The sequence below is a fragment of the Clostridium boliviensis genome, assembly GCF_033342255.1.
Taxonomy (GTDB): domain Bacteria; phylum Bacillota; class Clostridia; order Lachnospirales; family Lachnospiraceae; genus Lacrimispora; species Lacrimispora boliviensis.
The window spans coordinates 32394-45224 of record NZ_JAWONS010000124.1 but is presented as its reverse complement, the minus strand read 5'-3'; the positions used below and the strand labels follow the sequence as shown (position 1 = coordinate 45224).

12 protein-coding genes are annotated in these 12831 nt (G+C 41.5%); all 12 read left to right on the top strand.

The annotated features are described in order from the left end of the window. Window positions 1–24 precede the first annotated feature (24 nt). The 12 genes from RZO55_RS08605 to RZO55_RS08550 all read left to right on the top strand — a co-directional run bounded on the left by RZO55_RS08605 (window position 25) and on the right by RZO55_RS08550 (window position 12819). The gene (locus tag RZO55_RS08605) at window positions 25–1059 is read left to right on the top strand and encodes a restriction endonuclease (protein WP_318063871.1); all 1035 of its coding nucleotides are present in this window, start codon (window positions 25–27) and stop codon (window positions 1057–1059) included. Between the two features lie 284 nt (window positions 1060–1343). After that, window positions 1344–1769, top strand: coding sequence for a prepilin peptidase (locus RZO55_RS08600; RefSeq protein ID WP_318063870.1), 426 nt, complete (start codon window positions 1344–1346; stop codon window positions 1767–1769). 11 nt (window positions 1770–1780) lie between these two features. Next, window positions 1781–2674, top strand: coding sequence for a Flp pilus assembly protein CpaB (cpaB, locus tag RZO55_RS08595; protein WP_318063869.1), 894 nt, complete (start codon window positions 1781–1783; stop codon window positions 2672–2674). After that, window positions 2659–3471 carry a nucleotide-binding protein gene (locus RZO55_RS08590; RefSeq protein WP_318063868.1) on the top strand — a complete coding sequence of 271 codons (813 nt, stop codon included), beginning with the start codon at window positions 2659–2661 and terminating at the stop codon, window positions 3469–3471. Before cpaB ends, RZO55_RS08590 begins: the two co-directional genes overlap by 16 nt. Next, on the top strand, window positions 3468–4868 hold the full coding sequence (locus RZO55_RS08585; RefSeq protein WP_318063867.1) for a type II/IV secretion system ATPase subunit: 1401 nt from the start codon (window positions 3468–3470) through the stop codon (window positions 4866–4868). The genes RZO55_RS08590 and RZO55_RS08585 overlap by 4 nt, the downstream gene beginning before the upstream one ends. Beyond that, window positions 4865–5794 carry a type II secretion system F family protein gene (locus RZO55_RS08580; RefSeq protein WP_318063866.1) on the top strand — a complete coding sequence of 310 codons (930 nt, stop codon included), beginning with the start codon at window positions 4865–4867 and terminating at the stop codon, window positions 5792–5794. Before RZO55_RS08585 ends, RZO55_RS08580 begins: the two co-directional genes overlap by 4 nt. Window positions 5795–5801: 7 nt before the next feature. Next, complete coding sequence (locus RZO55_RS08575) at window positions 5802–6671, top strand: type II secretion system F family protein (protein ID WP_318063865.1); 870 nt, start codon at window positions 5802–5804, stop codon at window positions 6669–6671. Window positions 6672–6803: 132 nt separating this feature from the next. Continuing rightward, window positions 6804–7199: a DUF4320 family protein gene (locus tag RZO55_RS08570; protein WP_318063913.1), complete on the top strand. Its 396-nt coding sequence runs from the start codon at window positions 6804–6806 to the stop codon at window positions 7197–7199. A 119-nt stretch (window positions 7200–7318) separates the two neighbouring features. Then, window positions 7319–7747 (top strand): hypothetical protein, encoded by a 429-nt coding sequence (locus RZO55_RS08565; RefSeq protein ID WP_439100037.1) that lies wholly within the window; start codon window positions 7319–7321, stop codon window positions 7745–7747. 96 nt (window positions 7748–7843) lie between these two features. Then, a complete protein-coding gene (locus RZO55_RS08560) occupies window positions 7844–8428 on the top strand; it encodes a DUF6550 family protein (protein ID WP_318063863.1) in 585 nt (194 codons plus the stop codon). 832 nt (window positions 8429–9260) lie between these two features. Continuing rightward, on the top strand, window positions 9261–11105 hold the full coding sequence (locus RZO55_RS08555; RefSeq protein WP_318063912.1) for a reverse transcriptase/maturase family protein: 1845 nt from the start codon (window positions 9261–9263) through the stop codon (window positions 11103–11105). A 124-nt stretch (window positions 11106–11229) separates the two neighbouring features. Further along, a complete protein-coding gene (locus RZO55_RS08550) occupies window positions 11230–12819 on the top strand; it encodes a DUF8195 domain-containing protein (protein WP_318063862.1) in 1590 nt (529 codons plus the stop codon). The last annotated feature ends 12 nt before the right edge of the window (window positions 12820–12831 follow it).

The following is a 12831-nucleotide window of genomic DNA, read 5'->3' as shown; positions in this document are numbered from 1 at the left end:
AAATAGAAGGGTGGACGGAGGATTATGGGGCAAGTAGGTTTTGCTAAAGGACAACTAATAAGTGAAATGGCTGAAACAACTGGTTTTAAATCAGGGCTAAGTTTTTCTTATCAACGAATGTTAAAAATTGTATCTGATGAATGTAAAAGAATTTTAGAACGAAATTTGTATTCAGTTGTGGGGCTTAGGCCTGAAGAATATGAAGAAATATATTTTGATGTATTGCAAGGTACAGGATATGCCCCACAGACAGCTTCGCCATATATGCATCTTTTTTCATTAACTTTACAGGATATGTTTGCTGATGACAAAGAGAAATTTGATATTGGACTGAAAGTATATGAGGAATATGGAGTATGGATGAAAGAAGAAATAGATGCTCTGGAAAAAAGTGGAGAAATTCGCTATGGAATGATTATTTCACCTGAACCATATTTAGAAAGATGTAAAATAAAATATGGGAAATTTGGTTATGGGGTTGCTTTGCAAGTTTTAAAAAGTCAAATCAATTATCAAAAATATAGTCCTTGGTATTCTACCAGAAGAGTTAATTGGGAAAATAAAGTGGAATTAGAGGATTTATTTAAAAGTGAATCACTGAAAACTTATTATGGAAGTTTTATCGATCAAAGATATATTGATTATTTAAGTAATCATTTAGATGATATTGGAGAAATTCACTGGAGAAAATTTGAAGCGTTAACAGGAGAATTTTTCAAAAAAGAAGGATATGAAGTTACATTAGGACCCGGGAGAAACGATGGTGGTATTGATGTTCGGGTATGGAAAGAAAAAGAAGACAAAGAAAACCCACCGATGATTTTAATTCAGTGCAAACGGCAAAAAGACAAAGTTAAAAGCGAAATAGTAAAAGCATTATGGGCAGATGTATTATATGAAAAGGCAGAGTCAGGACTAATAGTTACGAGTAGTGAGGTTGCAATGGGTGCTAAAGAAGATTGTAAAGTACGTGGTTATAATATTGATTTTGCAGAAAAAGTTACTTTGCAAAAGTGGATTACAAGTATGAGGTCGAAGGATATTGAGATTATTGTATGAGGAATATATTACAAAAATATATTCTTTTCCGATCAAAAGAATAGTTTGACTACAAGAATGAAAATCTCTTAAATACTCTAAATAATTGACACGATTAAACTTAACGGTTTGGTCGTGTTTTTTATATATCAAAAATTAAGGAAAGGCAGGTAAAACAATGGTTTACACAAGTAACAGATTTGAGTTTTGTATTTATTTACAGGGGGATTTTCTCTATCGAGTGAATGAACGGTGCAGAAAAGTATTACCAACTTTGAAAGAGCGCATTATAGATATGTTCAACTATGGTAAGTGATTGGCCGCATCTGATACAGGGCGGCTTTTTTGTTGCTTTGCTAGTTGCAGCTGCCATATGGGATGCAAAAAAACAGATTATTCCTGACGTGATTTGTCTTGGAATTGCTCTGACCGGGCTTTTGGACTTTACACCGGAAAAATTGTTTGGACTGTTAACCGCTGCAGTGTTTCTGTTTCTCGCGCTTTTCCTGGGTGGTTTATTCGGCGGCGATATTAAATTTTCGGCCGCAGTGGGTCTGGTATTGGGCTTTCAAAAGAGTATGACCGGTATGATTTTAGGACTGATTCTAATGCTGACATTCCATATGATCCATACTCTGATTTTAAAACGGCACAGGAAGGATATAAAAAAATCATATCCCCTTGCACCTTTTCTTTCAATTGGCTGCCTTGCAGCTTATTTTTTATGTTAGGAGGAACATTCATGCGTTTTTTAAAGAACCGCACAGTACTTGGTATTATTTGTATTATGCTGGCATTACTTATCTGTTTTGGAATTACACCTCTCTATAACCAGAGTATATCGCAAAAAGCAACCATTGTCCGGGTGGTAAAAGAGATTGGAAGCGGAGAGGAGATTACTAAAGATATGGTTCAGTCGGTAGAAGTAGGTAGCTACAACCTACCGGAGCAGGTGGTTCGGCAAATGGATTCTGCCATTGGTAAGTACGCCGTAACAGCATTGTCACCTGGTGATTATATTCTCACTTCAAAACTGGTAACTGCTCCAACAGAGGAAAATAATTACTTATATGACCTTGATGGAGATAAACAGGCTATATCAGTCAGTATCAAAAACTTTGCACAAGGGCTATCCGGCAAACTGGCATCCGGTGATATTGTCAGTGTCATAGCATCAGATTATAAAAAACAGGGGGCAACCGTGATTCCACCAGAACTGACTTATATCAAGGTCATTGGGGTAACTGCAAGCTCCGGTTATGATACATATCAGAATAACATCGAATCCAATCAATCGGCAGAAAAAGAAAAGAAGTTACCTGCTTCTGTGACCCTGCTGGCTTCCCCGGATCAGGCGAAAATCCTGGCAGAGTTGGAAGTCGAGGGCAATATCCATCTTTCTCTTGCATATCGGGGGAGCAAAGAAAACGCAGATAAGTTTTTAGATATTCAAAGTAAACTATTGGAGGCTTTATATCCTTCCCTAAGCCAGAATAGTACCTCTCAGGTAGACAGTACAGTGCCAGAAGAACGTTCTTCTGGTGATACATCATCAAATGACAGCTCTGAAACAGACACATATGCCAATTCTGCTGTAGAACCGGAAAGTGGGGGGAATGAATGTTTAATTTTATGAAAGGAAGTCTTTTTTTCAGGAATCAGATGAAGCCATCCCAGGAGGACTTAAATCCAGATGTTCAGATGTTAGCGGTGTGGGGCAGCCCTGGCAGTGGAAAGACCACAGTCAGTGTACGGCTTGCCAAATATCTGGCTGCTCATAAACGCAATGCGTTGTTGTTTTTATGTGACATGACGGCACCGATGCTGCCATGCATATGTCCGCCGACAGATCTGGAATGTGAACGTTCCCTCGGAAGTATTTTGGCAGCAACTCATATTACAGATGAGCTTATTCGTCAAAACTGTATTACCCTCAAAAAGGTGGAGTATTTGACCATCATAGGAATGAAGAAGGGAGAAAATATGTATACTTACCCACCCTATACCACGGAGCTGGCGACGGAATTAATTAATCATCTGCGGGTTATTGCCCCTTATATTATCATTGATTGCAGCAGTCACATTGCCTATGATGTTCTTTCTGCTGTATCCCTTCTGGAGGCTGATTCGGTTCTTCGGTTGGTAAATTGCGATTTGAAATCAATCAGTTATCTGTCCAGCCAGCTCCCACTCCTAAAGGATCAGAAATGGGATGCGGATAAACAGTATAAGGTTGCATCTGATGTAAAACCAAATCAGGCAAGCGAGCATATTGAGCAGGTGCTTGGCAATGTAACCTTTAAACTTCCGCATTCTAATGAACTTGAGAAGCTGGGATTAGATGGGAACCTCCTTGGAGATCTTTCGCTTAAGGACAGTCGGGGCTTTCGGAAGGAGATAGCGGAAATCGCAAAGGAGGTGTTCGGCGTATGAGAAAAGAACCCGTACAAACGGATATTCTGTTAAATCAAAGCACAGACGGTAATCAGGAACTGTTTTTTTCTGCGGAAGGGTCGATCAGAGAGTTCCGTCAGGTGCTCAAAGAGGTGCAGTCCTATATTTCCAGTAAGTATGCAACTTTAATCACCGACGGAGATAGCGAAGAAGTCAAGTCCCAGGTGAAGCGCTATATCAGCAAATATGTTCAAGATTACCGCCTGGCAGTTGCCGAAATGACACAATCCCAGCTGGTTGATGCCCTTTACACTGAGATGGCAGAGTTTTCTTTCCTGACTAAATACGTTTTTGGTGCAGGAATCGAGGAAATCGATGTTAATGCCTGGAATGATATTGAGGTGCAGTATAGCAGCGGAGTGACCAAAAAACTAGATGAACAGTTTGAAAGTCCGGCACACGCGGTCAATGTGGTACGACGCATGCTTCATGTTTCCGGTATGGTTTTAGATAATGCAAGCCCTGCAATCTTGGGACATTTAAGTAAAAACATTCGAATTGCGGCTTTAAAATCCCCGGTGGTAGATAAGGAGGTAGGCGTAGCTGCTTCCATTCGTATCGTAAATCCTCAGAGTATGCAAAAAGCTGATTTTATCAAGGGTGGCACAGCCACGGAACCTATGCTGGATTTTCTTACGGAATGTCTGAGGTATGGTATTTCCGTATGCGTTGCTGGTGCTACCAGTTCCGGTAAAACTACACTGGCCGGTTGGCTGCTTACCACAATCCCAGACAATAAACGTATTTTTACCATTGAAAACGGTTCCCGTGAACTGGCACTGATCCGTAAAAAGGACGGCAAAGTTACTAACAGTGTAATCCATACCCTGACCCGGTTCAGTGAAAATGAAAAACAGAACATTGATCAGGATATTCTTCTGGATATGGCTCTGCGCTTTAATCCTGAAATCATCTGTGTGGGCGAGATGCGTGGACCGGAAGCCTATGCAGCACAGGAGTCTGCAAGAACCGGGCATACGGTGCTGACCACCATTCATTCAAATTCCTGTGAAGCTACCTGGCGCCGTATGGTTACCCTTTGCAAGCGTAAATACGATATGGCGGATAACACCCTCATGGATCTGGTCACAGAAGCCTTTCCTATCGTGGTATTTGCAAAACAGCTTGAAAATAAAAAACGGCGTATGATGGAAATCATGGAGTGTGAAATCCTACCGGATGGCACAAGAAACTATCGGAGCCTGTTTCAGTTTCAAATCACGGAAAACCGTGTAGAGGACGGAAACTTTATTATAAGTGGAAGCCATCAGGCAATACAAGGCATCTCTCAAAGTCTGCAGAAACGCTTTCTTGAAAATGGGATGCCGCAGGATACCTTAAAACGGATTCTTGGGCTGGGAGGTGACATAACATGACCACAATTCTTTTAGCCTCCTGTATCGGGTTAATAGCCAGCTTTTTCCTCTTATTAGGCTTAACTCCCATGGAATTTACAGATAGCCTGTTTGGATTTCTGACAAGAAAGAATAAGAGCATTCGTTCCGAAATCAACGAGGCGACCAAGCGGAAAAAGATGTCTCTTTTCCGGCGGGAGATTACAGAGATACAGGAAATTCTAAAGATTACAGAACGGAGCGGATGGTTTTCTCTTGTCTGTGCCGCCTCACTGTTAGGCCTCGCCAGCAGTGTCAGCCTTGCTATACTTATGAATAATGTGTTTCTTGTTTCAGTTCTGGCTGTCGGTATGATGTTTCTGCCATTCTGGTATATAAGGCTGACCGCCAGCCATTACAAAAAAAACATTGCGGATGAGTTAGAAACTGCTTTATCTATTATTACCTCAGCATACCTTCGGAATGAAGATATCGTTACTGCGGTAGAGGAAAGCGTCTCTTACTTAAATCCTCCTGTAAAAAGCGTGTTCGCTGGATTTTTGACAAAGGTAAAACTGGTTAATCCGGATATTGTAGAGGCACTTCATGGCATGAACTCACAAATTGAAAATGAAGTATTCCATGAGTGGTGTGATGCTATCGCAGCGTGTCAGTATGACCGGAGCTTAAAAACGACTCTGACTCCTATCGTAAGCAAGCTGTCCGATATGCGAATCGTTAACGCGGAGCTGGAGTATATGGTGTTCGAACCAAGAAAAGAATTTATAATGATGGCACTCCTTGTAGTCGGCAATATTCCCATTATGTACCTGCTAAACAGAGACTGGTACTATACTTTGATGCATACGGCAGTTGGACAAATTGTTTTGTCGGTATGTGCAGCAGCAATCTTTATTTCAACAGCCTTTGTGATTAAGCTTACAAAGCCCGTAGAGTACAGGAGGTGATGGGTTGATGGGACAACTATTTTTGGTTGGATTCCTACTTGCGGCAGGACTGTTCTTTCTTTTGGCAGATGTTTTGAAGCTCCCCACTTTGAGTACGTCAAAAGCTATGTGGGGAGCAGGAAGTAGCAGTAAAAGAGCTTCTGGAACCGTGGAAGCCTGTTTGATGTCCGGTGCAGTAAGGGTGTCGAAATACATTCGATTGGATGAATATAAGCACAGTCGTATGAGCAATGTTTTAAAAGCGGCAGGTTATTCTGTGACCCCGGAAGTATATGAGGCATATGCCATCACAAAGGCCGGAGCTATTCTGTCCGGAATTATTCCATGTCTGATTCTGCTTCCGTTACTTATTCCTATTGTGGTGTTCCTTGCGGTACTGTCATATTTCAAAGAGATACGAAAGGCTGACGAACAGCTGAAAGTAAAAAGGGGTCAGATTGAAGGAGAACTGCCGCGGTTCGTGGCAACCATAGAGCAGACCTTAAAAGCCAGTCGTGATGTACTGGCGATGTTGGAAACATACAAGAAGAACGCCAGCTCTGCTTTTGCTCAGGAGCTGGATATACTGACGGCCGATATGCGTTCCTCCAACTATGAGGCAGCACTTACTAGATTTGAAGCAAGATTTAATTCACCCATGTTATCCGATGTAGTCAGAGGACTCATTGGCGTCCTAAGAGGAGACGATAGTGCCGTATATTTTCAAATGCTGGCTCATGACTTCAAAGCGCTGGAACTTCAGCGTTTAAAAGGTCAGGCGCAGAAAGTCCCTCCGAAGATCCGTTTGTATTCCTTTGTGATGTTGATGTGCTTTCTACTAACCTATCTGGTCATCATTGCAATACAGATTATGGATTCTTTAGGCAGCATGTTTTAGGAGGGATTTATGGTTAAAGATGAAAAGAGACAGAAAGAGGATAGTGGGAGCATGTGCTATGGCGTATCATGTTCAGAGAGTGGGAGAGATGGAGGACGCTATGTTTTAAAACTTGGACGAGGTGGTACATCTATACTAAAACTCCTGCGTTCTCAGTGTGGGGAGGGATATGTTGATGTGGCGGTACTGGTTCTGTGTGTTATGCTGGTGATTGCCGCCGGTGTCAGTGTTCTGCCGGTATTTATCTCCAAAAACAAGCTGGACATCTATGCAAGTGAGCTTTGCCGTGAAGCAGAAGTAGCAGGAGGTGTTGGGACGGAAACCACCCGTAGAGCACAGATATTAACGGAACAGACAGGTCTTAAACCGGATATCTCATGGTCCCAGACTGGAAAAATCCAGCTGAATGAAGAGTTTACGGTAACTTTAACCATGCAGACAGATATTGGGATTTTCGGAGGTTTCGGCAGTTTTCCTATCACTCTGGCAGCTAAGTCATCTGGTAAAAGTGAGGTGTATTGGAAGTGACAACTGTTAAAGTCGGTGATATACTAAAAAGTAAGAAAGGTTCGTCTTTTCCTCTTACTGTCGCAACAGCCCTTGCCCTTTTACTACTTCTGTGTGTTATTTCGGAGGGCCTCCGATTGATGATTGTCGCACAAGGTGTTCGTGATGCAGTACAGTCCGCTGTGATTTCGACTGTAAATGACAGCTATGATGACGTATATCACGGTGTAAGGGAAGGTTACTCGGGAGCATATCAGCCGTTTGCGGATGATTTTGAGGAAAGTTTGGATTATGGTGATATTTACAGTCGTTTGGATCAAGTGCTTGGATTAAGACAGGAAAAGGGATATCATGTGAAATATGCCGGGAGCACAGCCGAGTTCCGATTGTCAGCTCTATCTGTCAGTTTAGATAACATGCCGTTTGCTCCTGCAATTCCTGACAATTCAAATGGTCTTTTGGTTGATACGACAATACGGTTGGAAGTTCCGGTATCTTTTGGAGGAAATTTCCTTCCGCCAATGACAATAAATCTGAAGGTTATGGCTAAATATATGCCTTTATTTTAAGTTCTCACATATGTACCATAGACTTGCGAAAGTAACTGTGGTAATGTGTGTTACTGAATAAAGGAGAAACTTATACTGAAAAAGGGGGAGATTTGAATGAAACTATCTGACAGCAAAAAGAAATGGTGTATTGTCACAGGAATCGGTTTTATGTGTATCATCCTGGTAATTGCAATTGTTTCCCGATTTAAGACGGAGACACTTGTTGAAGCAGAGGCAACTACCGCTGCGTTGAAAACAACTACAGATTCTCCGACCATTTCAACACAGAGAGTCACGGGAGAGGAAACGACAACTCCGGTTACTACGCAAGAAGTAAGCGTTCAGCCGATTACTTCCACAGAAGCGGGTATACAGAATATGGATACCGGAGATTCAAGTGGTACCGAGCAGAGTATTCAGCCAGAGGTAACAAAACCCGCTGAACCTATAGAAGAAGCAAAAAAAGATCCGACTAAAACACCAAGCGGAGAAAAAGTAACTACCGCGGTGCAGGCGGAAGAGAATAAGGTTCAATCAACGACTGCACCTACGCAATCACCATCAGAATCAGAAAATAATCATGAAGGGGAAATTTATGTTCCAGGTTTTGGTTGGGTAGAAGACAATGGCGGAGGCGTATCTCAAGAGACTATTGAGGATATGTACGAAAATGGAAATAAAATTGGTTCAATGGATTAAAAGTAACAATTATCAGAAAATGCATCGCCTCAAATTTAGGGGTGGTGCTTTTTTTGTGGAAGGGAGCAGTATGAGAGGTATTTTTCATCTGATTCTTATGATTCTTATGGTGACCTTATCTCCAGTAACAGCCTATGCAATCGGCGATGGAAATATTGACAATGGTGCTGCGTCCGTAAGTGCGTAGAAATACTATGCACGCGGATTATTAAGAAATCTGTCTTTGGCAAGACAGTTGTGTAAAAGTATCAAAGGTTATTAAATTAACCGCACGATTACCAACAGACTTATCTGCAATGGAAACAACGCAGGGAGTGTAGCATGTCTGTAACGCTGTAAATGAGCCTAACTATCATGGCTTAGATGTAACGGCAAGGTAAAAAGTTAGATATGAGGATAAAAGTTTTATTACTTGAATGACAGTCTGAGGTGGCATAGTCGAGCCGCTGACGTAAGGATAGTTGTAAAGTCAGAGTGATGTTGAAATTGCATACCCGCCCACGTGCAAGTGTTCATGATACTAACATCAACCACCCATAATAAATGGGAAAAGGCGAACGTCATATCCGACAATCTAACAAGCTATGTTCTTAATGGTCTAAACGGAGATTGCCTAAATCGGAACGCTATGTAAATAGCTATGTGTAATGCCGCAAGGTGATAAATTTCAAGGGGTGAAACTCAAGAAAGATGACACTGAATATCCGACAAGGTAACAGAGTTCCCATAGTAGTCTGCGACTGGGTAATGCCAGTTACACGAGGTGAAACTCCTCATGGCGAAGGGGAACAGTTTATCTTTTAATACAAATTGAAGAAAGGTGCGTGAGGCATTGAGAAATCCGATTGATGTATTAAACAGTTTGAAGTCAAAAGCCTGCCAAGAAAGCTACAGGTTTGAAAGACTGTATCGGAATCTGTATAATCCTGAATTCTATCTTTTAGCATATCAAAATATCTACGACAAAGAGGGAAACATGACAGAGGGTACAGACGGCAAAACCATTGACGGAATGGGTATGAACAGGATTAACGGACTGATAGAACAAATGAAAAACCATAGCTATCAGCCCAATCCTGCACGAAGAATTTACATCAAAAAGAAAAACGGTAAGCTACGTCCCCTTGGGATACCGTCAGTTGATGATAAGCTGGTGCAGGAAATTGTCAGAATGATTTTGGAAAGCATTTATGAGGATACCTTTAGCAAAAATTCTCATGGGTTCAGACCGGAGCGGAGCTGTCATACAGCTTTAAAGCAAATCAAATGTGAGTTTACAGCAGTAAGGTGGTTCATTGAGGGCGATATTAAAGGTTTCTTTGATAACATCGACCACCAAATTATGGTGGCACTTTTGCGTAAAAGAATACAGGATGAATATTTTTTGGCTTTGATATGGAAATTTCTAAAGGCAGGATACCTTGAAGATTGGGTGTACAACAAAACCTATTCGGGCACTCCGCAAGGCTCTATCATCAGCCCCCTATTGTCAAATATTTATTTAAATGAGTTTGACAAATACATGGAGTCCTACAAAAAGGGCTTTGATAAGGGAAATGGAAGAACAGAAAACCCCGAATACAGGCATTGGGAATACAAGTTAAGGTACATTCGACACAAAAAGTATCCAAAAGCTAAATGGAAAACATTGACCGCCGAGGAAAAGAAACCTGTTATCAAATATGCCAAAGGATTGAAGAAACAAATGCACACTCTGCCCTACTCTGACCAAATGGATGAGGGCTATAAACGACTGGTGTATGTTCGTTATGCCGATGATTGGCTGTGCGGTGTGATTGGAAGCAAGGAAGATGCAGAGAACATCAAAGCTGATATTAAACGTTATCTGTATGAAACGTTAAAGCTGGAACTTTCTGGTGAGAAAACACTTATCACTCACAGCAGCAATGACAAAGCAAAATTTTTGGGGTACGAAATCTATACAACCAAGGACGAAAGCATTAAACGTCATAAAAACGGAAAAACAAGACGTACACGCATGGGCAGAATACAGCTCTATATTCCAAAAGAAAAATGGCTTAACAAACTCACTGAATACGGCGCTCTGCAAATCAAATATGACAAGAATAACGGCAATCGAGAAATCTACAAACCTGTTCACAGAAATTATCTAGTCAACAACGACGACCTTGAAATACTCATGCAATACAATTTTGAAATCCGTGGTATGTATAATTATTATTGTATTGCGGATAACGTGAGCGTGCTGAACAACTTCTTTTACGTGATGAAATTCAGTATGTTTAAAACCTATGGGCGAAAATATCAAAAACGCATAGGTCAAATCAGAAAACAGTTTGGGTATGACAAGAAATTCGGGGTGGAGTATGAAACCAAAAAAGGCAAGCAGAAAATGTTTTTTTATAACGAGGGTTTCAAAAAGGAAAATATGCAAGTCGTAACCTCCGCCAGCGTTGACAAAGTTCCGTCAATTAGCAGAAGATATGGGCGTTCCGGCATGATTGCCAGATTAAAAGCCAACAAGTGTGAATACTGCGGTGCGACAGATGTACCAATGGAAGTCCACCATGTGAAAAAGCTTAAAAATCTAAAAGGCAAGAAAAATTGGGAACGTCACATGATTGCTATGAGAAGAAAAACAATGGTGCTCTGTTTAGAGTGTCATCAAAAATTACACGCAGGAAAATTAGACTGAAAATTGATAGATAAATGGAGAGCCGTATACATCGAGAGATGTCAGTACGGTTCGGAGGGGAGTGTCTGAAAACCTACCGCTTTAAAAGGCAGTAAGGCGTTGGGCGCTTACCCTGTGAGGAAGCATGGGACAGGGAACCTCACAAAACAGTTGGACTCCGGGAATGGAAGGGGTTCGGGTAACTGTGGTGGAAGATGAGAGTCGAAAACCGGTCACGACACCCATTGATCTTACAAATAAGAGATTAAGCAATATTTCTTATTCGTTTGGAAAGGTTTGTAAGCTTTCTTATTCGGGTGGATCGGTGCTTAGTTTGAATACAGGAGTATATGTGTGTAAGAAACCGGATCAGTCACTTCCGAAGATTATCAGTTCCCAAAGTCTTGGAGCAGCCAGCATTGAGGCGATAAAAAGTTATTTCACAGATGAGCAGGTCATACGAAGTATCGCTAAACAGACCGGAATGGATTTTAATGTATTGATTGGAGGAAGGTATAAGCTGTTGCTGGAACCAATTATATATGTTAAATTTCAGGGATTATATATGGCAATGACGGCAACAGAAGCAGCCATGTATGATGAATTAACAAGCGGAGCGGTACGTGCTGTGCTTCCAACGTCTGCTTTTCAAAACTTACCTCTTTCCATGTTTTTGGAGGCGGAAGATTTGGGGTATCCAGCATGGAGTGGACCAAAAACAGGTATTCGAACTAATCAGGAAATAAAAACAGCCTTGGGTTTGGGGATTGTTCGATTTAAAGAGACAGATATACCGCCAGAAGCTGAGGATTATGATTACGAATATAGAATCAACACAGAGGTGATTACCTCAGTAACTGTTAGCGGTGGGCAGGCTGATCCAGATAATCCTGTAAAAGTTAAATTTACTGTTGGGAGTGAGATTTATACAGTAAGTGGTGTGTATTATCCGGAGGGAGATAGTCAGTTGGTTTGGGTAAGGTGGACGACACCTTCTACTCCGCAGACCATGATTATCCGTGTATCTGCGACAGGAGGAGGTGTGGTGAATAAGGGGACAATTACCGCAAAGATTGTAGACCTGTTAGGAAACGATCCTCCTAATCCACTGGCGGGTGATCGTAACGACTCATACACCGCCTCATCTATACCAAATAATATTCAGAAGACCTCGGCGTCATGGGGAATCTGGCACCCATGGTGGCAGGAGAATTGGGTGTGGCATGACGGAGATGACGATGATGATGGGTATTGGGAAGATGAGGGCTGGTGGAAATTTGACTGGAATTCATATAGTGCAAGTCTTTCGGCCTCTATGAGTATCACTCCGGATGAAAAAGACCCAACTGCTTCAGACAAAGATTTAAAAAGTGGATACGGAATCAATCAAGCTACAACTGCTCATGTTAGTACCAATCAATCATCAGCTGTGACGAATGCACAGACGGCCTTGACTTATTTACCAGAATTTAATTACCAGAACTATTGGAGGCTGCTTGATCAGACTCAGTCTGGATATTATGCAAAATTTGAATTTCCGAAAAATAAATTTTCAACTTATAAACGGCGGACGCATTTTACTCCCATATGGATGCCAGACGGCAGATATACACCGTATACATGGCTTTTTGATTGCTGGACCCCTGATGGTATGCTATCCATGAATCTAACTGACTCGGTGTATATTCATGGAAGTCTTTGGGATGATTGGCATATCGCTCCTGTAATGCCCTGATTGGCAGAAGGA